The organism is Klebsiella sp. 141161 (assembly GCF_050600815.1).
Lineage (GTDB): Bacteria > Pseudomonadota > Gammaproteobacteria > Enterobacterales > Enterobacteriaceae > Klebsiella > Klebsiella aerogenes.
The window spans coordinates 16,742-39,298 of sequence record NZ_JAQIRN010000008.1; the positions used below are offsets into that span (position 1 = coordinate 16,742).

Consider the following 22,557-nt stretch of genomic DNA (forward strand, 5'->3'; position numbering starts at 1 on the left):
CGGCTGATTATAGCGCAATCCCGCACTTTTGTCGGGTATTTTTTCCAGGAAATAACGCAGGGTAATTATTTTGGCTTTGCGGAGAATATGCTGAAAAATGGACGTTAATAAAGTCCATAAATAAACATCGGCGGCGAAACAGAGATTGAACTTATTCATTTTATTTGGCTCTGTAATTAAGCTGGGCGAATTTTTCGTGAAGTTGATCCCAAATTTAAACGCTGGTAGGGTAAAAAGGGATGTAAGTAAATTCGTCACTGCTTATTTGGTAAGTGAATTATTAATTTAAGGCCAGAGCAGGCGTCAACAGGTTCGGTTGTACACTCTGTCAGAAAGACAGTGCAGGCAAACCTGCTACGCTTGAAATGTGGAGCACAGCACTTCGCCGCTCCCAACGTACGTCGCGAATGACCTCGTCATTTGGCGAGGAGTCGTGCGCTCAAGGCGATAGCACAGAGGAAAAGTATGCTTAAAAGGAAAAAAATAAAGCCGATTACGCTTAGGGATGTCACTATCATCGATGATGGCAAGCTGCGAAAAGCCATCACCGCGGCCTCGCTCGGTAATGCGATGGAGTGGTTCGATTTCGGTGTGTATGGTTTTGTGGCTTATGCCCTCGGTAAAGTCTTCTTCCCCGATGCCGATCCCAGCGTGCAGATGATTGCCGCTCTCGGTACTTTCTCGGTTCCCTTCTTGATTCGTCCGCTCGGCGGCCTGTTCTTCGGGATGCTCGGCGATAAATACGGTCGACAAAAAATCTTAGCGATCACCATCGTTATCATGTCGATAAGTACATTCTGTATCGGTCTTATTCCGTCGTATGCCACTATTGGTATCTGGGCGCCGATTCTGCTGCTGTTGTGTAAAATGGCGCAGGGCTTCTCGGTGGGCGGCGAATATACCGGGGCGTCGATCTTCGTGGCTGAATACTCGCCTGACCGTAAACGCGGGTTTATGGGCAGTTGGCTGGACTTCGGTTCGATTGCCGGCTTCGTGATGGGCGCAGGCGTGGTGGTACTGATTTCCAGCGTCGTGGGTGAAGAGAATTTCCTCGACTGGGGCTGGCGTATCCCGTTCTTCCTGGCGCTGCCGCTGGGGATTATCGGCCTGTACCTGCGTCACGCGTTGGAAGAGACCCCGGCGTTCCAGCAGCACGTGGATACCCTTGAACAGGGCGACCGCGAAGGCCTGCAGGAAGGTCCGAAGGTCTCCTTTAAAGAGATTGCCACCAAGCACTGGCGCAGCCTGCTGACCTGTATTGGCCTGGTGATTTCCACCAACGTGACCTACTACATGCTGTTGACCTATATGCCGAGCTACCTGTCGCATAACCTGCACTACTCGGAAGATCACGGCGTACTGATTATTATCGCCATCATGGTCGGCATGTTGTTTGTCCAGCCGGTTATCGGCATGCTGAGCGACCGTTTTGGCCGTCGCCCGTTTATCCTGGTGGGTAGCGTCGCGCTGTTCACGCTGTCTATCCCGGCCTTTATCATGATTAACAGCAACGTGATTGGCCTGATTTTCGCCGGTCTGCTGCTGCTGGCGGTGGTGCTGAACTGCTTTATCGGCGTGATGGCCTCATCGCTGCCGGCGATGTTCCCGACCCACATCCGTTTCAGTGCCCTGGCCAGCGCCTTTAACATCTCGGTGCTGATCGCCGGTCTGACGCCGACGCTGGCGGCATGGCTGGTGGAAACCACCCAGAACCTGATGATGCCGGCTTACTATCTGATGGTGATTGCGGTGATTGGCCTGATTACCGGCCTGTCGATGAAAGAGACCGCTAACCGTCCGCTGAAAGGGGCGACGCCGGCGGCGTCCGATATCCAGGAAGCGAAAGAAATTCTGGGCGAGCACTACGATAACATCGAACATAAAATCGAAGATATCGATCAGGAAATCGCCGACCTGCAGGAAAAACGCGCCCGTCTGGTACAGCAGCACCCGCGTATCAACGACTAACCGCTTTTCACTGTTCACGATGCCGCCTGGGGAGACCCAAGCGGCATTTTTTATGGCTGCGGCGGCGCGAGACTGTGGCGGCGCTGCTGGCTCAATTTACGGTACTGCTGCGGCGGCATGCCGACGTAGCGGGTAAAGGTGCTGTAGAAGCGGCTGCTGGAACGGAACCCGGCGGTGAGGGCGATATCAAGGATGGTCTTATCGGTGTCGCTCAGCAGCGCGCGCACGTGATTGATGCGCATGGCGGTGATGTACTGCTTCATGGTCTGCTGCATTACCCGCTGAAAAACGCCCATCGCGTAGTTTGGGTTGAGTTTAACGTGCTCGGCGACGGCATCGACGGTCAGCGCCTGGTCATAATGGGCGGCGATAAATTCCAGCATCTGGCTGACATAAAATTGCGCGTGGCGCGAGACGCTGTTCTTGTGCGTGCGCGAGGTCTTATTGACCAGAATCGGCTGCCAGCCGGCGAGGCTCAGCCGTTTGAGCATCAGGGCGATTTCATCGATCGCCAACTGGCGAATCTGTTCATTCTCGTGATTCAATTCCTGCTGCCAACGGCGTACTTCAAAAGCGCTTAACTGCTGGGCGGCAAGAGATTTAATCACCATCCCGTGGGTGACGTGGTTTATCAGTTCGCGATCCAGCGGCCACGACAGAAACAGATGCATCGGCAGGTTGAATATCGCCATCTGCTGGCAGTCGCCGGGGCGGGTCAACTGATGCGGCGTACAGGCCCAAAACAGGGTGATATAGCCTTTCTCAATGCGCACCACTTCATTGTTAATCAAATACTCCACGTCGCCGTCGAACGGCACGTTGACCTCTACCTGGCCGTGCCAGTGGCTGGTGGCCATGGCGTGCGGGGGGCGCAGTTCGATATCCATGCGCTGATACTCGGAATAGAGCGCCAGCGGGCTGCGGCTCTGCTTTTCATCGCTGCTGCACATGTGCGGGTCGGGGGGCAGGGAAGTGAAGCGGTGTTCCATCATGGGCGGATTCCTGGATCGTCAGAGTGGCTGCGTTTTTAGCCTGAACTGATTACAGCTTAGCGGAATCATCGGCCCGTTTTCTCTCCTTTTAAGCCGATCTATTCCCAAAAGCTCAGATTTTGTGGCGCTTAATGGCCGATCTGAGTTTCCGGGAATGCTCCGGCGGGAACGGGGCAGCGCAGCGGCGAGCGGCATGCCACTCTGAAAGTGTTCAATGACCTGATGGAGAGAGCGCGATGTCCGCCCCAAAAATTACCTTTATCGGCGCCGGTTCGACGGTGTTCGTCAAAAATATTCTCGGTGATGTTTTCCAGCGCCCGGCGCTGAAATCGGCGCATATCGCGCTGATGGATATCGATGAAACCCGGCTGGAAGAGTCACATACCGTGGTACGAAAGCTGATGGATTCCGTCGGCGCGAATGGCGAAATTAGCTGCCATCGCGATCGTAAAACCGCCTTGCGGAACGCCGATTTTGTTGTTGTCGCTTTCCAGATTGGCGGCTACGAGCCCTGCACCGTGACTGACTTTGAAGTCTGTAAACGCCACGGCCTTGAGCAGACCATTGCCGATACGCTGGGGCCGGGAGGCATTATGCGCGCGCTGCGCACCATCCCGCACCTGTGGGCTATCTGCGACGATATGAGCGAGGTCTGCCCGGACGCCACCATGCTTAACTACGTTAATCCGATGGCGATGAACACCTGGGCGATGTACGCCCGCTACCCGCATATCAAGCAGGTGGGTCTGTGCCACTCGGTGCAAGGCACAGCGGAAGAGCTGGCGCGCGACCTTAACCTCGACCCGGCGGATTTACGTTACCGCTGCGCGGGAATTAACCATATGGCGTTCTATCTGTCGCTGGAGAAAAAGCTCGCGGACGGCAGCTACGTCAGTATCTATCCCGACCTGCTGCAGGCCTACGCCGAAGGACTGGCGCCGAAGCCGAACCTGCATGGCAATCCACGCTGCGAGAACATCGTCCGCTATGAGATGTTCAAAAAGCTGGGCTACTTTGTCACCGAATCGTCGGAGCATTTCGCCGAATACACGCCATGGTTTATCAAGCCGGGGCGCGACGATCTTATCGCCCGCTATAAAGTGCCGTTGGATGAGTACCCTAAACGCTGCGTCGAGCAGTTGGCCAACTGGCATAAAGAGCTGGAGAGCTATAAGAGCGGCGAGCGTATCGAGGTTAAACCTTCGCGCGAGTATGCCAGCACCATCATGAATGCCATCTGGACCGGCGAGCCAAGCGTGGTGTACGGCAACGTGCGCAACGATAATCTTATCGACAACCTGCCGCAGGGTTGCTGCGTGGAAGTTGCTTGCCTGGTGGACGCCAACGGCATCCAGCCGACGAAAGTAGGCGCGCTGCCGGCGCATCTGGCGGCGCTGATGCAGACCAACATCAACGTGCAGACGCTGCTAACGGAGGCCATCCTGACGGAAAATCGCGATTACGTTTATTACGCCACGATGATGGATCCGCACACCGCCGCGGTGCTGGGGATCGAAGAGATCTACGCGCTGGTGGACGATCTGATCGCCAGCCACGGCGACTGGCTGCCGGACTGGCTGCACCGTTAATCTTCTCATGCCGCCGGGGGATCTGGCCCGGCGGCGCCTGCCATGCTCTATCAAACGCTAAAGGAGGCGCTGGCGACAGCGACCTGTACCCTATGAGTATTTCAATGACAACAAAGCTCAGCTACGGATTTGGTGCCTTTGGTAAAGATTTCGCTATCGGTATCGTTTACATGTATCTGATGTATTACTACACCGATATTGTTGGCTTATCGGTTGGGGTGGTTGGCACCTTGTTCCTGGTGGCGAGGATCCTCGATGCGATAGCCGATCCGATCATGGGATGGATCGTCAACTGCACGCGATCGCGATGGGGGAAGTTCAAGCCGTGGATCCTGATCGGGACTATCACCAACTCGGTGGTGCTGTATATGCTGTTCAGCGCCCATCACTTCAGCGGCGGGGCGCTTCTGGCGTGGGTGTGGCTGACCTACCTGCTGTGGGGCTTCACCTATACCATCATGGATGTGCCGTTCTGGTCGCTGGTGCCGACCATTACCCTTGATAAACGCGAACGTGAACAGCTGGTGCCTTACCCGCGCTTTTTCGCCAGCCTTGCCGGGTTTGTGACCGCCGGGGTCACACTGCCGTTTGTCAGCGCCGTCGGCGGCGCCGATCGCGGCTTCGGTTTCCAGATGTTTACCCTGGTGCTGATTGCCTTTTTCGTAATTTCCACCCTCGTTACCTTGCGCAACGTCCATGAGGTTTACTCGTCGGATAGCGGCGTAAGCGAGGATTCCAGCCATCTCTCACTGCGCCAAATGGTGGCGCTCATCTATAAAAACGATCAGCTGGCCTGCCTGTTGGGCATGGCGCTGGCCTATAACACGGCGGCGAATATCATTGCCGGCTTCGCGATTTATTACTTTACCTACGTGATTGGCAGCGCGGAGATGTTCCCGTATTACATGTCCTACGCGGGGGCGGCGAATTTGCTGACGCTAATCCTGTTCCCACGGCTGGTGAAAGGTCTGTCGCGACGCTTTCTGTGGGCGGGGGCATCGATCATGCCGGTGCTGGGCTGCGGCGTACTGTTGCTGATGGCGCTGAGCGGGGTTTACAACATTGTGCTGATTTCGCTGGCTGGAGTGTTGTTGAATATTGGCACCGCGCTGTTCTGGGTGCTGCAGGTCATTATGGTGGCCGATACCGTTGACTACGGCGAATATACGATGAATATCCGCTGCGAAAGTATCGCCTACTCGGTACAGACGCTGGTGGTCAAAGCCGGTTCGGCGTTTGCGGCCTGGTTTATCGCCATCGTGCTCGGTATCATCGGTTACGTGCCGAATGTGGTGCAATCATCCCACACGCTGCTGGGGATGCAGGCGATTATGATTGCGCTGCCGACGATCTTTTTTGCTCTGACGCTGTTTCTCTATTTCCGCTATTACAAACTGAATGGCGATATGTTGCGACGTATTCAGATTCACCTGCTGGATAAATATCGTCGGGTACCGGAAAATGTCGTCGAGCCGGAACGGCCGATCGTGGTACCCAATCAGGTGTAAAAAGCGTGCGAAAACCGCTGGCGAAAGAGGGGAGGGATGCTCTCTTTTTGCACAAAAAAAGCGTTTAAAATAGACAGAAATGAAAACTTTTAGTTCTCTTATTTGTCTCTTATAGTTCTCTCTTTGAACTCAATGAGTTAATTGAAATCTCCATTGTTTCTCAAATAAAACTCAGAATTGTCTCTTTTTCGTGCTCTTGCGCTGCTTTTTAACTCTTGCTACTCTTTTTGGGTCTTACATTTTCTCTTATTTGTCTCAGTGATGGAGCAATGCGATGCGCATTTTTATCGATGATGGTTCAACCAATATCAAAATGCTGTGGGAGCAAGATGGCGAAACTTTCACCCATATCAGCCCCAATAGTTTCAAGCGCGGCTGGTCTGCCACCTTCGGCGCCGGGAAGCCATTTAACTACACCGTGGATGATGAAAAGTACTCTTTCGACCTGATCACCCCCGATGCGTTACCCACCAACAATATTGATTGGCAATACAGCCCGTTGAACTCCATCGCTGTTCACCATGCTCTGCTGACCAGCGGCCTCGAACCGCAGGATGTCGAGATTGTGGTCACCCTGCCGCTGACTGAATTTTATGATGAAGATGCGCAATATCGTCTTGATAACATTGAGCGTAAGAAAAAGAGCCTGCTGCGCGAAGTTAAACTGAATAAAGGCGTGGTGTTCAATATCACTAAAGTCACCGTGCGTCCGGAATCCATTCCGGCGGGTATCAGCCTGTGCGATGAGCTGAAACCCTCGCATTCGGTGCTGATTGTCGACCTCGGCGGCACCACGCTGGATATTTCGATGGTGGCCGGGCAAATGACCTCGGTTTCGCGTATTTACGGCGACCCGAAGCTGGGCGTATCGCTGGTGACCGACGCCGTTAAGCTGGCGCTGGCGCGGGCGAATACCGATACCTCCAGTTATAACGTTGACCAGATAATCATCAACCGCCACGACGAAGAGTATCTGACCGATAACATCAACGATCCGGATGCGGTATCTGAAGTGAAAAAGGTTATCTCCAACAGCATCGAACGCCTGACGACTCGCGTTCTGACGGCGATTGATAGTTTTAAAGGCTATTCTCACGCCATCGTGATTGGCGGCGGCGCGCCGCTGGTTGCCGATGCGATTCGCGAACGCATGGGTCTGCGCGAAGATCGCTTTGTGGTGGCCGACGAGCCGCAGTTCGCCCTCGTGCGTGGTCTGAAAATTATTGGTTAAGGAGCGTCTATGACTCTGGATCGCAGAAAGGTTCTGATATACCTGCGCCCGGATATCAGCGCCAGCGAGCGCTTTGCGGACGCGAAAATTGAAGCCCATCATCGTGGCGATCGCGGGGATATGTCGCGTACAGCGCTGCTGGCAGGGTTAGCGTTGGGTGAAGTAGATAGCCGGCTGCCGTCAATGCTGGCGGCGCTGCTGGCGGAAGATACGCCGCCGGAGACGCTGCGTAGAATGCTGGCCTCGTTTCTTGAGATTCAGCCAGCCTCTTCCGCTGCGGCATCTACGCCAGCGGCCGCGCCGGTTAAGGCGCCCGAGCCGCCAGCGCCGGTGAGCGAGAGCGTCTCCGCGCGTAATCTCGCCGGCTCGCTGCCGGATTAAGCGCTTTTCCCGGCTTTCGCTACGCGCAGCCGGGCTACGGTTTGCGCCGTGAGCGAACTGTAGCCCGGGTAAGGCGGAACGCCGCGACCCGGGAAATCCGCTTAGCTGTGGGTCAAAAAGCGGGCCAGACGCTGCTGCAGTAGCCGATTTTCGCGGGTGAGTCGCGCATTTTCATCCAGCAGCGTCAACGCCACCGCAATCCCCGGCCAGTCCAGCTCCAGCTCGTTACGCAGGCGCACTGCGCGATGCACAATCGTCACCGCGCTGTCGTCAAACAGCCAGGTTTCAGCCTGCGGCTGGTGCGGCTCAATCATCCCTAAGCCGACGATCTCCGTCAGCTCCTCTTGCGACACCCCGGTGCGCAGGCACAACTCGGTGATGGTAAACGTCACTGTTACTTTAGCCATCAGGCTTTCCCCCATGTCTTACGCGGATCGAAGCTGGCTTCGCTTTCGGCGAGTTGCTGCCAGAGCTCACGCGCTTTTTCATCTGGTTTTGGCGGCATAACGATTTTGATGACGGCGAACAAATCGCCGGTGTGGGTTTTGCTTACCAACCCTTTGCCCTTGATGCGCAGCCGTTGTCCCGCCTGGCTACCCGCCGGAATTGTCAGCAGAATGCTCTCTTTTAACGTCGGTACGGTGACTTTCGCCCCCAGCGCGGCTTCCCACGGCGCCAGCGGCAGTACGATCTCCAGGTTATGACCGTTGATGTCGAACAGCGGATGCGGCGCGATGTGAATCACCAGCCACAGATCGCCATTCGGGCCGCCGTTTTCGCCTGGCGTCCCCTGACCTTTCAGGCGAATTCGCTGGCCATCGCTGACCCCCGCCGGAATTTTCACATTCAGCGTTTTCGGCGTTTCACTCTCAACCATGCCGAAGATGTTATAGACCGGCAGCTTGTAGCTGATGGTACGAGTCTGTTCGGCGAGGGTTTCTTCGAGGAACACCGCCACTTCGATTTCGACATCGTGGCCGCGCTCGGCGCGTTGGCGGCGGGCGTGATGCGCCTGCTGGCCGAACATCGAGGAGAAGATATCGTCGAAGTCCTGCTGGCTGTAGCTTTGTTCGTGGGCGTGCTGTTGGCGGTTGAACTGCGGATCGTTGCGGTGCTGCCAAAGTTGGTCATATTCGGCGCGACGCTGATCGTCTTTGAGGACTTCCCATGCTTCGGCGAGATCCTTGAATTTTGCTTCGGCATCGGGCTCTTTGCTGACGTCGGGGTGATATTTACGTGCCAAACGGCGGTAGGCGGTCTTGATGGTTTTCAGATCGTCCGTTGGCTTAACCCCTAGAATGGTATAATAATCCTTTAATTCCATGGTGTTATCTCATTTATGCTCAAAAATCTGGTCACAGAATCCCTGGATCAGGCGGCTCTATTAAGAGTAGGGCAAATGAGAAAGGGTGGCGGAGAAAAGTGGCAAAAACTTGACGCCGTCGGGGATGACGGCATCCAGTGATTATTCTGGGGTGCCGGAGCGGTAGTTGCGCCGCCATCCTTCCAGCAGCACCAGCGCCGCACCAATGGCCCCGGCAACAAAATGTAGATAATTCGGGGAATTGGGGAACAGCTGAACAAAGGTCGGGTCGGTTATCATCATTGAACCGGCAATCCAGCCAATCAACGCGCCGCCCAGCAATACGACCGAGGGAAAGCGAGTCAGTATGGCCAACACCAGCTTACTGCCCGCGACAATAATCGGGATGCTGATTAATACCCCCAGCGCCACCAGCAGGAGATGGCCTTTACCGGCGGCTGCCACGGCTAGCACGTTATCCAGCGACATGATCACATCGGCGACGGTGATGGTGACGGCGGTGCGCCACAGGCTACTGGAGCTGCTGATATCGCTCTCTTCTTCCTCGTTGGCGACCAGCTTAATGCCAATCCACAGTAGCAGTAACGCGCCGACGATTTTTAGCCACGGCAACGACAACAAATAAATCGCCACCGCCAGCAGCGCGACCCGGGCGATAATCGCGCCGAGAGTACCGATAACAATGGCTTTGGTGCGCAGATGCGCCGGCAACTTGCGGCAGGCCATGGCGATGACCACCGCGTTATCGCCGCCTAATAACAAATCGATGGCGATGATTTGTAGCAAAATAACGGCGAAGTCCCACTGACTCAATATTTCGTTCATGCCTGGCTCGTATTGCAAATAATGTCGATCAAAAAAGATGGGCGCAGGGTACTCCCGTTCTTCGCCCCTGACCACCCTTCAGGCCGTAGGGGGAATCGCGGCGTCTGACAAATAAAGTTACGAATCAATGCATAGACTGACAATGATTCGCCGCCAAAGGATGATATTTTGTCCGATTAGGCTCACCTGCCGTCTACTTTTCGTAAGGACTTTTCAATATGTCTGGCATCAAGAATCTACTTATTCTCGCCCTGGCGGGCGCTTCCCTGCTGCCGGCGCTGGCCAGCGCCGCTGACGCGCCGGCCGCGACGTTCACCGCGGAGCAGGAAGCGCGTATCGGCAAAATCGCCGCTGATTACCTGGTCGCCCATCCGGAAGTGCTATTGCAGGCCAGCCAAAAGCTGCAGCAAATTCAGGCGGAGCAGCAGGCCAGCGCCGCTACCCAGGCGGTAATCAAGAATGCCGACAAGCTGACGCAGGATAAGGCCACGCCAACCTACGGCCCGGCTAACGGTAAAGTCACCGTTATCGAGTTCTTCGATTATCAATGCATCTACTGTAGCCGCCTCGCGCCGGTTATGGAGCAGGTGATTAAAGACCATCCGCAAACCCGTTTTGCCTTCAAAGAGTGGCCGATTTTCGGCAGCCGCTGGGCAACTTCGCTGGATGCGGCGAAAACCGGTCTGCAGATATATCAGCAGAAAGGGGCCGAGGCCTATCTGACTTACCACAACGGCGTTTACGCCACCGGGCATAACGAAGGCAAACTGACGGCGGCGGACATCCAACAGCAGGCGAAAAAGGTGAACTTTGACGCCAAAAAAGCGGCGGACGTCGAACCGGCGCTGGAAAACATTAACCAGCTGGCGCAGGAGATTGGCTTAAGCGGTACGCCTGGCGTGATTGTCATGCCGACAACTGGCGCGACCGAAGCGACCATTACCGTCTTCCCGGGACTGGCCGACAAAGCCTCGCTGGATGCGGCGATTAAGAAAGCCGGCGGTAACTAATTTCACCGCCCCGTAAGCACAAAGGCCGCAAGCGATGCGGCCTTTTTTGTGGTTCCGTTAGCGTTCGTCTTCCTCGCTCTGATTGATTTTTAAATCAATGATTCTGCCAATCTGGTCGTGATATACCGTCAGCAGGTTATATTGGCTCATCTCGGAAATGATTTGCGGTGCGATATTAAAGCTCTCCGCTAGCTCTTCATGACGTAGCGAGGCCATGCTGCCGTGCCGCCGGGCGTTATAACGGCGTAGATTGTACTGATACCACAAAATCAGCAGCCAGCCGTTAATTGCTGCTACCAGTAAATAGACCAGTACGGTATTAAACGACGCCATAATCGCGTCCCAGCTGTCGTTACCGTGCTGGGTAAACTGCATCAGCAAATTGGCATACAGAAAAAAGGCGAAGCCGGCCCACGCGATAGCGGTTAATACGCCGTCAAAGATGCGCGGCAACACGCGATGCTCGGTTAAGATCAGGGTTTGTTCGTTCATGACATTCTTCCTTTACCTCTATCGGGGCTGACCCAGCGAGCCCTGGCGCGTTTACGTTTCAACATGACTTTGGGGAAGGCAACGATGGTGGTTAACAGGCCAATCATCCAGTACACCATCGGAAACCAGATCACCCAGAACAGCGAGCCGGCGACGCCGCGTTCATAGCGCCGTTCGATGTACAGACTGGCGATAAACTGCAGCAGACACATCACCCCCAGCAGCAGCCCGGTAAATTCCGGCGGAAAAAGGCTGCGGACGGTCAGATTCTCCGGCAGCGGGGCAAAATGGCTGGCGATGAACAGCAAAATGGTGACCGCATAGGCGAAGGCCCATAGCGTGGAGAGGGCATATTCGAGAAACAGCGGCCACATCCGGTGATGCTCCCAGCGAAACAGGCGGCGCAGATTGACCAGAAAAACCTCGGCGCCGCCCTGCGCCCAGCGTAACCGCTGTTTCCACAGCCCCTTCAGCGTCTCCGGCATCAGGATCCAGCACAGCGCTCGCGGCTCGAAGAAAATCGCCCAATGGCGTAGCTGCAGCTTCCAACTGATATCGATATCTTCGGTGATCATATCCGGGCTCCAGTAGCCGACGTCCGCCAGCGCCTGGCGACGAAAAGCGGCAATCACCCCGGAGACGGTAAACACACGGCCGTAAATACGCTGGGTGCGCTTAATCAGCCCGATTATCGAAGAGAATTCGCCGACCTGAATGCGGCCAATCAGCGTCGAGCGGGTACGAATTCGCGGGTTGCCGGTCACCGCGCCGACGTGGGGATACTGAATCAGCGGCGCTACCAGGTAGGCGGCGGTATCGCGGTCGAGCAGGGCATCGCCGTCGATGCACACCAGCAAGTCCCCACGCGCGGCGGCAGCGCCGGCTTTCAGCGCTACCGCTTTCCCCTGATTTTCGGCTAGATGAATCACCCGCAGCAGGTCGTACTCTTCCGCCAGTTGATTCAGCACCCTGGCGGTATCGTCGGAGGAGCCGTCGTTGATGGCGATCACCTCAATGTTGCGATAGCGCTGAGCCAGCGCGGCTTCGATGGTCTCGCGGGCATTTTTCTCCTCGTTAAAGCAGGGAATCAAAATAGAGATCAGCGGATCGCCGTCGAGTTTCGGCGGCGGCGTCTCTTTACCCCACGGCCAGTGGCGTTCCAGTTGAAACCAGAAGTAGAGCCCGCCGGTTATCCACAGCACCGACATAAACAGCGGCCAGAAGAAGACGAAATCCAGTATCAACTCGCCGGTGAAAACGGCGGCCACGCCCAGCGGTAGCCCGAAAACCAGGCATAAAATCGAAAATGCGATAATGCGATCAGTCATTGTTGGGATACCAGTACGATGAAAACAGGGGCCTGATTTTTGAGATATCAGGCTGATTATTAAGAAAATCGTCGGGGTAGTAGCCGTAATTGTTGACGCCGTTGAGCTGTAATGTCCGCATCCAGTCGACCAGCTGTTGGTCAGGGATGGCGTTTTGCTGCGGGAGACTCCAGTCTTTAGCCTGTAGCTCAAAAATGGTTTTCTTCAGTGCGCCCGGCCTGGCGCTGACGGCGCGCACCAGACGCGCCAGCCACGCATCGCTTTCCGCAACCGGAACGGATTCCATCAGCGGCATCGCCATCGGCACCGTCCAGTCGTAGGCCGCCAGAAAATCATCCAGATTCTGCGCGAACCAGGCCTCGCTTTCCGGCTGCAGGATCGGCAGGGCGAAGATATTGCGCGCGGTTCTCACCTGCGGGCCGCGAATCGCTTTCACGCTCTGGCTGAGCGTGCGGGTGAAGTCGATAAGCGTCTGACTTTTAAATCGCGTCCAGGCGTGCAGCGTGGCGGGGTTTTGGCGGATCTGCGCGATATCCTCCCGATGGCCCGCCGCACGCCAGGCAGCCATCGCCCCGGCGCCGGCATCTTCGTAATCCGTCAGTACCGCGTCGTCGTGGAACAGCACGCCGTCAAAGGTCGCGTAGCGGGCAAGGTCCTGATAAATATCGCGGATCTCATCGCGCACCTGGCTATTCCATGGCGACAGACGTACATAGGGGTGAGTAGCCTGGCGCAGCGTGTTGCTTTGTGCATCCCAGCGCTGTACGCGCGGTAGCGAACCGTCCAGATCGAACGCCAGCACTGGCATCCACGCATACACTTTGGCGCCGCCGCGCGTCTGCAATTGCCAGGCGACGAAATTAAACAGATCGGCGCGCATCGGCAGGCGGCGGTTGGGGAAGTAGAGCGCTTTCACCGTGCCGTCGCCGAGCGGATCGGAAAAGGCCTGTAGGAAAACGTGAGTGATTTTCATGTCATAGACGCGCTGGATCAGCTTATCGATATTTTTGCGCTGCTGAGCCGGGTCTTTATCGTAGACATAATCGAGATCGACGTGCATCACCCGAACCGGTTCACGCTCCTGGATTTGCGTTACCTGGCTGGCGAAGGCCTTGATCGACGGGTTACCTGAGATAAGCAGACGGGGAATGTTATCCAGATCGCGCACGTCGCCCAGACCATCGCCTAGGGTAAACGCCAGTTGATAGCCGCGATTTTTGGCAATAGCCAGCGATGTGCCGTTGGCCGCGCCGTAGGGCCATACCCAGGCGCGCGGCGCTTTGCCGGTGACGTCGGCGATTTTGTCGCTCACTTTGCGCACGTCGGCATCGATGCGCTGGTGAAACTGCTGGTCGCTTTCGTAGCGCCCACTGGCCTTATCATAAAAGCGGTTGGCAACCGCCGGTTCGCGGCTACCCTGTGGATTGGCCTGAATACCATAGTGCGAAGCCCAGGTATGCGCGCCGATTTCAACCAGAGGTGATTGCGCGAGCTCGCGCACCATCTCCCAGGTGGCGAAACGTTCGCGCGGGGTCATCAGACCGCCGAAATCGACTTTTTTCTGCTCCGGCGTATCGACCCAACTGCCTACCGGCGCCCACAGTGCCGGGACGTTCCAGGCTTTTAACAGCGGCCAGACCCGGGTGTAAAAACTGCTGTAGCCATCATCGAAACTCAGCAGAAATGCCTTCGGCGGCAGTGTGATTAACCCCGCGTTGGCGTCGAGAATATTTTGCACGCTGATGGCCTTATAACCATTGTGCAGCAGCCAGCCGATTTGATCGTTGAGCGCGCTGGTACGCACCGCCAGATAGCGCTGATCGGCGGCATCGTCTTCTACATCGTGATAGGCCAGTACCAAAAACTTATTATGCGGCCAGGGCTTATTCGCCTCCGGTTGCGGCCGCGCGTCCGGCGGCAGAAAAGGAATCGTCTCTGCGCGAAGCGCGCAGGTCATCAGGAGCCAGCCGATAACCATCAGGCTGATGCGGATACTTTTGTTGACCATGTTTATCCTTAAAACCGTAAATTCGCATCAAGGGCAATGGAGAGATTGCTTTCGCGTTTGCCGTCGTAAGGGCGCTTGTCCCAGTTCAGCATCACGCCGGTGTCGATCACGTTGTTCCAGCGAATTCGCTGGCCGTAGCCGAGCATGGCGATAGCGCCGGCCGAATATGCTTTTTGCCAGTAGGCGCCGCCGCCTGCCGCAAGCTGCTGGCTCCAGACGGTATCGTAGTGCTGATACATGACGTGATCGGCGACCAGCGCCGAGGTGGCGGCGAAGTCGCGTTTCGGGTTGTAGTACAGGGTATCCGTCCGGCTGTTGGCGCTGGCGGAAAGCCCAGGTTCAAGATCGAGCGTGATGGTTGGCGATTGCCAGAGCCGCTCTTTGCCGGTGAAGGTGTATTCCTGACGACGGTTGTGGTCGGAGAAGCGGCTGGCGGCGGCGCTAAAGCGATATTCGCGTCGCTCGTTTTGATACCAGCGAACCCATCCCTCGCCGCGGTTGGCGCTGATACCATTGCGCAGCGCGCGCAGCGGCGTCTGGCGCGACAGGCGTTCGACCTCGCCGCCAATCTGCCAGCGATCGTTGAAACTTTGCCAGGCGGAAAGCCGGGCGCCGGGTTTGTTGTCGCCGGCAAAATTGTTGTTGGAGATTTCCAGTTCAGCCCAGGCATCACGCGGGCGCCATTCGATGCCGCCAAAGAGCTGGCGGCTGGAGCCTTTTCCTTCATCAAAATTCCCTTTGGCGAAGCGATTACCGGCGAAAAGCCGCCAGTTATCAGCGATTGGCGGGCCGTAAATCGCTGCATCCCAGCTAAAGTCGTGGCTACCGCTGACCGGGTTATCCGAGTGGATCCCCTGAGTACTGTTGAGACGCAATTCCGACATATGGTGCACCTCGCGAGCGCGAGCTAATTTTTGCGTGCTCAGGTCTTCAGGGCTGCGCGCCAGCAGGTCATCGGTTAATAGCTCCATCTGCCGCCACTCCTGAAGATCCATCGCCACGTAGGCCTGCTGGCGTTCGAGGGGAATATTCGACGGCTCCAACGCTTCCGCCGCTTTCAGTTCCCGTTCGGCGGCGCGGGGTAAACCGCGCGCCTGCAGTATCGCCGCGTAGTCAATGCGCAGCCCCTGATTACCGGGCGCGGTAGCGGCCAGTCGGCGGGAGAGACGCTCGGCTTCCGGCAATGCGTTAGTACTCAGTAAATACTGTACCTTCAGCGATTGGGCGTTCAGCCACGGGTCGTTTGGCTGCGGCGTCGGCGAGCCGTAAAGGCGGCGGGTGTAGGGAACACCGTTAGTCACTTTGGCGAGATAGTCGCGGGCGGCCTGATACTGGCCGCTGTCCAGCAGCGCGTAAAATAACTCATGCTGATCATCTTGCGGATCAGGGCGATAAAGGGGATGTTGGCGGGCGATCGCCTGCGCGGCCCCGACGTTCTGTTGCGCAAGATAAGAGGAGATAACCCAGCCGATGGCCCAGTCAGGAACGGGCTGCTGAGCGGCGGTCAGCGACTGATATTCACTGATGACCTGAGTGTAATAGCCGCGGGTGTATAGCGCGCCGAGGCGGTCAATACGCGCGCGGGCAAGATCCTCTGCGGCCTGCGGATCCTGACGCCAGCGGGCGAACAGCGCGTCGTAGCGGTTGAGCGCCATTTGCGCCAGGCGAAAGCGCTCCCGTTCACCGCGGGCAGGGGTGTCCGCCAGCCGTACCCACTCCGCCGCTGCGTCCATTTCCAGCTTTCGCTGCTGCGCGGGCGTTAAGGTGGTTTTGGCTGACCATTGCAGCGCAGGCGAATTGATGCGATTGCTGCTCAGGCTTTCAATCAGGCTATTGAGCGTCTCTCTGTTTTGCGGCGCGAGCTCCTGCGCGCGCATATCGGTGAGCAGCTGGTCCCAGCTTTTTCCCTGACGTAAATAGACGTAGGAGAGCGTCTGCAGGTGAGCGGCGCTGGGTGTGGTGGCGACTAAGCGGCGGGCTTCACTTAGCGCCTGCCCGTCATGGCGCGCATCGGCCAGCGTTTTAATCCGGCCAATAAGATAATCGTCGTTCTTCGGCTGTTGGCTGAGCGCTTGATCCCAAAGCGCCAGCGCCGAAGACCACCGTTTTTGATTACGGTAAGCCTGCGCCGCTGCCGCCGTACCGCGTGCCGGTAGCGCCATATAAACCTGATAACGCTGCCAGACCTGGATAACTTCTTCATCACGTCCAGCCCAGGAGGCAATTTGTAGCCAGTCGGCGACTTGCTCAGGCGTCAAGGCATGTTGTTGCTGATACTGCTGAAGATAATCGAGAAAAGGAGAGTAATTACCTTCACGCGCCTGTAGTACATGCTGTTCATATATCGACTCAGCCCCCTGAGCCAGAATAGGCGTTAACAACAATAAACTAATTGAAAGCGAGAATGTCGTGCGGCGATAAAAGAATAACTTATTGAAACGAGTTGATCTTCCCATAACTATTTACCATATGTCCATCAAGAATCCATTGCACAACACGTCGGCCTTTTAGCTGAATGCAAAAGGATGGGGTAATGAGTTTTTACCTGACGGTACGCGGCTGCGATTACTTATTTAAGGTAATAAAATATCTCCTCGCGATAACGGGGTGGCGATTAATGTACACCTGATATGTTTGCCTGAAAATATGTCAAATAATAGACCTGTGGTTTTAAGATAAATCTGGAAATTGTCCTTTTATACAATAATTAATTGTCTGATGTTACGCATAACTAACTGAATTGGAATAAGTTAAGGTGAGTCCGAAATTCTGTTTTAATGTTTTTGGTTCGCTTTTCCATGCATAATGTTAGGCTGTTGCTGTAGATATTTAAGACGATTTTTGACAAAAATTCTCAATAGTGGAAAAGCTTCTTTTTTGTGCGAGTTTTTTATTTATAATTAGCCGAAGGGCAGATAATTAGGAAATGACGTAAGAGTCGTGGAGTGGAGCATTCACTATAGATGGAGAGGTTGGAGGTTTACTAAAACGACAAACAGATGCTTTATTTTGCTCGCCATAGTCAGCACGCCACCAGGCGCTGTGCATATTCTCCCTGGAGGGGTTTTGTTGCTTTATTGTTAAAGGGATGATTTGTGGCAACGACAATGTTTTTAGTTACTCAGGATCACTATCTCTTTGAAGGGGTAAGAATTTTCTTTCCAGATATCATCCAGTTACATTCGATTGAGCATAAGCTTTTTGAGAGTGATGCCGAGGAGTTTTCGGTGCTGGTGGATAGTCGGGCGCCGCTTTGTTTTTATGATTATCTTATTCCTGGCGCAGCGGAAGCGGGTAAACGTATCTGCTGTATTATGCTTGATATGCGCCATCGGGAAGAGCATTTGCTGAGCTTAAAGTGGTTTCTCAACATGTCTTTGACGCCTACGGATATGGCTAATTTATTTAGCCTGTTTCTTGATGTGAAGAGTAAGCGGCTGACCCGAGAATGGCTCAAGAATTTCAGCCTGAAACCACAGGAACATATGACGTTGACTTTGCTCAGGGCCGGAATGACCATGGATCAAATTGCCGGGGTGCTTAATACTTCAGTGAAAAGCCTGTATCGTAAACGCATTGAGCTTTATGAACGTCTGGGACTGGCCAACTTTAATGAGGCCTGTTTGTTTATCTTTAAAAATAGACTGCTGGAGTGTCCCGCGCAGAAGCGATAAAAAGGGAAATGAATACAGAGTAAGGTATCTACTACAAGCTACTCAACAACGGTATTATGTTAATTTAATCAATCATTGATAGGTATAACCGTAGTTCAGGAATAACTCAGATGATAATCCGCGGTATATGATAAAAATGCTCTTTGGAAGTACTTACTGCTTCGGCAGTTTTAATGCACACAGCAATTAATATTATAAATGCCCTCAATATTGAGCTGGCATAGATTTATCGTGGATCAAATTATCGGGGTTTTCTTTCATTATTTCTTCGGATGGCGTGGTTATATTTATATACGCAAATTAGCTAGCATATGTGAGAGAAATTATCGAATGATCAAGGACAGTATTGCCGAGTCTCTGGAAGCCCGTGGATTGTACCGTCGGGCCGCTTCGCGCTGGGTGGATGTGATGCAGACGTGTGTCGATGATAATGACCGTGAATGGATTAGGATGCACCGCAATAAATGCCTGAAAAAAGCGAAGCTGCCGCCGGCGCGTAAAGAAGAGTTTGCTGACATCCACAAGGCAGCCAGAGAAACGCAGTACCGTATGGGAATTGCCAAGCCGAATGGGGAAGTGTTCCGCCTTCCCGCTAAGAAGAAAGCGACGCGGCGCTAGCGTTTTCAGCGACATCTTGCTGAATCAGACCAAACCGATAGTGTGGTGAGGAAGCCGCGGGTTACTGATGGCCTGTCGGCTCCGCCTCATTCAGGGAATGACTAATTCTATCTCTTACCCGTTTCAGGAAGCTAAGGGCATCTGTTCCCCACAGGTGAGGGTCAAAGTCTGCACCATAGCGCATCCTGAATTCCTCTTCCGGGTTATCTGCTTCTTTCAGCAGAAGGTCAATGTCTGCGATAAGACCATACTTCATGGCGAGATGACTATCGGCGATAAATGCGTCAATTTTGGGGGCGATCTCATCACTATCATCGATAAGGTCATAATCCTGCCCGAAGTAAACCGTGATAAAGCTGTTAAGTTCATTCAGGTTCATTTTTGTCATGTACAAACCGTGTTCAGGGTAGAGGAAAGGCTGTCAATATCGTCGGATGAAGTGAGATAATTGGAGAATACCATAAGCGATGGACATTGAATGCCTGATGGCGCTGCGCTTATCAGGCCTACGGTATGCAGTCGACGTTGAACAGCGCGCTTGTCGCGCTGGCCCCGAAGGGGTGAGCCGCGTTGCGGCGAATAATCGAACGCAGTTCGATGGAGAGTCCGGTCGCAGAAAAGCAAAAACCCGCCTTTTGGGCGGGTTCTTTAAATAGTGGTGCCCGGACTCGGAATCGAACCAAGGACACGGGGATTTTCAATCCCCTGCTCTACCGACTGAGCTATCCGGGCAACGGGGCGCATTAAACCGTAATCCGCCCACTGCGTCAATGAAATTTCTCTATTTATTGTTTGATTGCTTATCTTTGCGGCAATTCTGCGCCAAAAGGGGCGTTTTGCTTAAAATCACATCACGCCGTTATCGCCTTCGCGAACTTTCCAGCCGCTGGTGATGGCGATGGCATGGCGTTTTCCGGAGATGTCATAATCGCCAACGAGCTCTTCGTCATCTCGTGGCGAACTGATGGTTAAGATCGCATCCACTCCATGGCGGTAAGCGCCATGATGGCTGAAAATGGTGCCGATAAAGCATTTATCGTTGAGCCACACCGGGATCCACGCCACCGTTTCGACAGTATAGTGTCCTGCAGCGCCGCCATAGTAGCTGTCCGCATCGTCTTTCGCAGTGCCAGGCGGGATCGGGCAAATCGGCTCATCGTTATCGTCAGCAGATTTATCCTTTAGCAGGCTACCTTGCATGACGTCCAATGACTTCAATAAGCCAGCTCTATCTTTATCGTTTAAGGCGGGGGTGGGGGTCTGCTCGTTTTCCGCAGCGCTAATGATATTGAGGTTATAACGGTAGCGGATGGTGATGGCCGGCGTCAGGTCGCTCTGGTTAAACGGACGCAGCAGATAGAGGTTATCTTCCCCAAACACGCCGTTAAACCACAGGGCGTAAACCTGGCCGTTGATTCTGACCCAGCGGCCCCACTGGTTCGCTCCGCGATCGTTAATAGAGTAAAGGGCGCCGGGCACGCCGGCATCGAAGTTATCGTCGTCATTGCTGTCGGCATCGTTCACCGATTCAAAGGCGTTATCACCGCGTTTCAGCACGCCGGTATAGCTGAACAGGCCGGTACCGCCAACATAGCTATCGATGATGAGATCGCGTTTGCCGTCGCCGTCGAGGTCGATAAGCGTGAAGCTGACTTTGCCGTTTTCCGAATCGGCGCTGATATCGGAATGTAAAAACGCCTGCCACTCATCGTCGCTGATATCCGCCGCTGGCTTGGTGGTTGAGACCGGCGCGTCGTCGGCATAGGTGAGGGTAAAGTGGCTGATGTGTCCGCTGAGCGGAAACTGTTCCGCAATGTTCTCTAATGCAAGTTCCGGGTTGCGTTTTTGCTCTTTTAGGACCGCGTCGTGCAACGTCTTCAGCGCGAGTATATCGGCCTCTCGTTGCTTGCGGGGAATAACCTTGCTGACGAAGGTAGGAAGCTGCCAGGTTCCGCCTGGGGTGATTTCCCGACACATGCCGGTACTGTATTTCAGACTTTGCACAAAAGCTTTGCCATCCCACACTCGCTCTTCTCCGCTGACGCAGTCGGCGACGCCGCGTCCCTTGTTAAAGAAGGCGATTACGCCATCGTTATAGCTGGAAGCATCCGTAGTAATGAGCTGTGGCCTGGCGGTCTGTGTGTTATCGACAACCCACATCGCGTAGCCGTCGTTATAGGCGGCGCGCCAGCACAGAGTCTGCAGTAGCGAGTGATTTTTATCCAGCGAAGTGAGGGTGATTTGTCGTTCGCTGGTCGGAATATCGGCGTTTTGCCTGTCATCACACTGGCTGTTGAGCGCGATTTCCAATTGCGGTAGCCATTTCTGCTGTTGTTTCGCGTTGAGCGCAACGGGCTGGGCGCTGTGAATAAACGGCGCGCTCAGGATCTCCGGCGCGGGAATGGCGCGCAGAACGGTGCTGTCGTCACCGTCGCCTTTACGTAACAGCGCATCGGCGGTGCCGATCCGCCGCTGGAATTCATCGATCTTGAGGAACACCGCGCTGCTGCCTGCGTTCGACAGCCGCTTGCGCTGGCCATTGAGCGATAGCTCGATTTTCGCGTTTTGCTCCAGGGCGGTAATAAGCGCGCTGGTTTGCGTACTGTCGAAATGAAAATGGCTGTCGTCGATAGCCTCAAGCGTCCCGCGATCGCTATCGTTGATAAAAAGATTTACGCTGGCATCTGGCGGAATATCGTGCTCGGTCTGCGCAAACGTGACCTGCGCGGTTGCCTGCCGCCCTGCGCCTGCACTGCGAGTCAGCAGGACGCTGACTTCGCCCATTGTCGCGCCATAGCCCGCAGCCCGGCAGGTGCCGGTATTATCGCAGGCGACTTCCCAGTCTTTGTAGGCGAAAGAGAAACCGCGAGGAGGGGCGGCCATCAGCGAGGTCGAACAGAGCCCCATTACGGCGGCCCAGAGAAGTGGACGCATATAGATCCCTGCCACAGAAAGTGTCAGGGAATTATATGCGCCTTGCAGGGCTTGGGAAATCCGAATTACGTGAGCGCGCCGCCCATCCGGCAGCGGGCAAAGCGCAGGATATCTTCCGCCAGACGCTGGGCGGTATCGACGTCGGCCTGGCTGCGTTTGATCAGCATGCGGCTCAGGCAGCCTTCGACAATTAATTCCATCTGCTTAGCGACCATTTCCGGGTCATCCACCTCAAGCAGGGTCAGCAGCTCGTGCGTGTAGGCCAGCGAAGCCTGCTTCTGCTGTTCCGCTAACTGGTGAATTGGGTGCTGGGCATCCGGATAGAATGTACAGGCGGCGATAAACAGGCAGCCCGGATAGCGGTGGTTGCTAACGCATTTGGTCAGCGCGCTATAGCGCGCCAGCAGCTTTTGTTCTGCGCTCAGCGTCTCATCCAGCAACAGCTGGCGACGCCAGGCATCAACCTGCTGACTTAAATAACGCAGGGCGTCATAAAGCAGCGCTTCGCGGTCGGGCCAAAAGCGCTTGAGGTCATCAAGCGGGTATGCGACGCGTTCGGCGACCATTTCCAGCGTGGTGTTGGCGATACCCTCGATTTCAAGAATTTGTATGGCCTCACCCAGGACATCTTCACGTTGCACGATAGTCTCCTCCATTTATCCTCCTCAAGTGTCG

19 protein-coding genes and 1 tRNA gene are annotated in these 22,557 nt (G+C 54.9%); 8 read left to right on the top strand and 12 right to left on the bottom strand.

Going from position 1 to position 22,557, the window contains the following annotated elements; genetic code table 11:
• Nucleotides 1-465 precede the first annotated feature (465 nt).
• Nucleotides 466-1,968, top strand: a complete 1,503-nt coding sequence (gene proP / locus PGR79_RS19275) for a glycine betaine/L-proline transporter ProP (protein ID WP_020079848.1) — start codon at nucleotides 466-468, stop codon at nucleotides 1,966-1,968.
• Nucleotides 1,969-2,018: 50 nt separating this feature from the next.
• Here the strand turns inward: proP and melR are convergent, their stop codons facing one another.
• A complete protein-coding gene (gene melR, locus PGR79_RS19280) occupies nucleotides 2,019-2,957 on the bottom strand; it encodes a transcriptional regulator MelR (RefSeq protein ID WP_026612426.1) in 939 nt (312 codons plus the stop codon).
• A gap of 239 nt (nucleotides 2,958-3,196) precedes the next feature.
• Here melR and PGR79_RS19285 point away from each other — a divergent pair, with 239 nt between their 5' ends.
• The 4 genes from PGR79_RS19285 to PGR79_RS19300 all read left to right on the top strand — a co-directional run bounded on the left by PGR79_RS19285 (nucleotide 3,197) and on the right by PGR79_RS19300 (nucleotide 7,669).
• Nucleotides 3,197-4,549, top strand: a complete 1,353-nt coding sequence (locus PGR79_RS19285) for an alpha-glucosidase/alpha-galactosidase (RefSeq protein ID WP_087859241.1) — start codon at nucleotides 3,197-3,199, stop codon at nucleotides 4,547-4,549.
• 92 nt (nucleotides 4,550-4,641) lie between these two features.
• Nucleotides 4,642-6,057 carry a melibiose:sodium transporter MelB gene (melB, locus tag PGR79_RS19290; RefSeq protein ID WP_430922305.1) on the top strand — a complete coding sequence of 472 codons (1,416 nt, stop codon included), beginning with the start codon at nucleotides 4,642-4,644 and terminating at the stop codon, nucleotides 6,055-6,057.
• A gap of 274 nt (nucleotides 6,058-6,331) precedes the next feature.
• Nucleotides 6,332-7,288: a plasmid stability protein StbA gene (locus PGR79_RS19295; protein ID WP_015368687.1), complete on the top strand. Its 957-nt coding sequence runs from the start codon at nucleotides 6,332-6,334 to the stop codon at nucleotides 7,286-7,288.
• A gap of 9 nt (nucleotides 7,289-7,297) precedes the next feature.
• Nucleotides 7,298-7,669, top strand: a complete 372-nt coding sequence (locus PGR79_RS19300) for a plasmid partitioning/stability family protein (protein ID WP_087859243.1) — start codon at nucleotides 7,298-7,300, stop codon at nucleotides 7,667-7,669.
• A gap of 101 nt (nucleotides 7,670-7,770) precedes the next feature.
• Here PGR79_RS19300 and cbpM read toward each other — a convergent pair whose 3' ends face one another.
• From cbpM to PGR79_RS19315, 3 genes are all read right to left on the bottom strand, one after another.
• On the bottom strand, nucleotides 7,771-8,076 hold the full coding sequence (gene cbpM, locus PGR79_RS19305) for a chaperone modulator CbpM (RefSeq protein ID WP_087859244.1): 306 nt from the start codon (nucleotides 8,074-8,076) through the stop codon (nucleotides 7,771-7,773).
• Nucleotides 8,076-8,993 carry a curved DNA-binding protein gene (gene cbpA / locus PGR79_RS19310; protein ID WP_411325442.1) on the bottom strand — a complete coding sequence of 306 codons (918 nt, stop codon included), beginning with the start codon at nucleotides 8,991-8,993 and terminating at the stop codon, nucleotides 8,076-8,078. The genes cbpM and cbpA overlap by 1 nt, the downstream gene beginning before the upstream one ends.
• A gap of 141 nt (nucleotides 8,994-9,134) precedes the next feature.
• A complete protein-coding gene (locus PGR79_RS19315; protein ID WP_087859246.1) occupies nucleotides 9,135-9,818 on the bottom strand; it encodes a TerC family protein in 684 nt (227 codons plus the stop codon).
• A 218-nt stretch (nucleotides 9,819-10,036) separates the two neighbouring features.
• On the opposite strand from PGR79_RS19315, the gene PGR79_RS19320 reads away from it, so the two are divergent.
• A complete protein-coding gene (locus PGR79_RS19320; RefSeq protein ID WP_045380425.1) occupies nucleotides 10,037-10,828 on the top strand; it encodes a DsbA family protein in 792 nt (263 codons plus the stop codon).
• Between the two features lie 57 nt (nucleotides 10,829-10,885).
• Here PGR79_RS19320 and pgaD read toward each other — a convergent pair whose 3' ends face one another.
• From pgaD to pgaA, 4 genes are read right to left on the bottom strand one after another with little or no spacing between them, the layout of a single operon-like run.
• Entirely contained in the window at nucleotides 10,886-11,320 is a 435-nt protein-coding gene (gene pgaD, locus PGR79_RS19325) for a poly-beta-1,6-N-acetyl-D-glucosamine biosynthesis protein PgaD (RefSeq protein ID WP_087859247.1), read from the bottom strand.
• Complete coding sequence (pgaC, locus tag PGR79_RS19330) at nucleotides 11,317-12,648, bottom strand: poly-beta-1,6-N-acetyl-D-glucosamine synthase (protein WP_087859248.1); 1,332 nt, start codon at nucleotides 12,646-12,648, stop codon at nucleotides 11,317-11,319. The genes pgaD and pgaC overlap by 4 nt, the downstream gene beginning before the upstream one ends.
• Nucleotides 12,641-14,626, bottom strand: a complete 1,986-nt coding sequence (pgaB, locus tag PGR79_RS19335; protein WP_375156857.1) for a poly-beta-1,6-N-acetyl-D-glucosamine N-deacetylase PgaB — start codon at nucleotides 14,624-14,626, stop codon at nucleotides 12,641-12,643. Before pgaB ends, pgaC begins: the two co-directional genes overlap by 8 nt.
• Nucleotides 14,627-14,664: 38 nt before the next feature.
• Nucleotides 14,665-17,112, bottom strand: coding sequence for a poly-beta-1,6 N-acetyl-D-glucosamine export porin PgaA (pgaA, locus tag PGR79_RS19340; RefSeq protein ID WP_411325443.1), 2,448 nt, complete (start codon nucleotides 17,110-17,112; stop codon nucleotides 14,665-14,667).
• A gap of 651 nt (nucleotides 17,113-17,763) precedes the next feature.
• Between pgaA and PGR79_RS19345 the strand changes: the two genes are divergently transcribed.
• Together PGR79_RS19345 and PGR79_RS19350 are read left to right on the top strand one after the other, a co-directional pair.
• The gene (locus PGR79_RS19345; RefSeq protein ID WP_020079840.1) at nucleotides 17,764-18,330 is read left to right on the top strand and encodes a helix-turn-helix transcriptional regulator; all 567 of its coding nucleotides are present in this window, start codon (nucleotides 17,764-17,766) and stop codon (nucleotides 18,328-18,330) included.
• Nucleotides 18,331-18,660: 330 nt separating this feature from the next.
• On the top strand, nucleotides 18,661-18,948 hold the full coding sequence (locus PGR79_RS19350; RefSeq protein ID WP_020079839.1) for a PerC family transcriptional regulator: 288 nt from the start codon (nucleotides 18,661-18,663) through the stop codon (nucleotides 18,946-18,948).
• A 61-nt stretch (nucleotides 18,949-19,009) separates the two neighbouring features.
• Here the strand turns inward: PGR79_RS19350 and PGR79_RS19355 are convergent, their stop codons facing one another.
• The 4 genes from PGR79_RS19355 to PGR79_RS19370 form a co-directional block, all read right to left on the bottom strand.
• Entirely contained in the window at nucleotides 19,010-19,336 is a 327-nt protein-coding gene (locus tag PGR79_RS19355; protein ID WP_430922308.1) for a contact-dependent growth inhibition system immunity protein, read from the bottom strand.
• Between the two features lie 268 nt (nucleotides 19,337-19,604).
• A tRNA-Phe gene (locus PGR79_RS19360) sits at nucleotides 19,605-19,680 on the bottom strand.
• 114 nt (nucleotides 19,681-19,794) lie between these two features.
• Nucleotides 19,795-21,882: a DUF1176 domain-containing protein gene (locus PGR79_RS19365; protein WP_430922310.1), complete on the bottom strand. Its 2,088-nt coding sequence runs from the start codon at nucleotides 21,880-21,882 to the stop codon at nucleotides 19,795-19,797.
• 65 nt (nucleotides 21,883-21,947) lie between these two features.
• Nucleotides 21,948-22,523 carry a transcriptional regulator gene (locus PGR79_RS19370; protein WP_113374765.1) on the bottom strand — a complete coding sequence of 192 codons (576 nt, stop codon included), beginning with the start codon at nucleotides 22,521-22,523 and terminating at the stop codon, nucleotides 21,948-21,950.
• Nucleotides 22,524-22,557 lie beyond the last annotated feature (34 nt).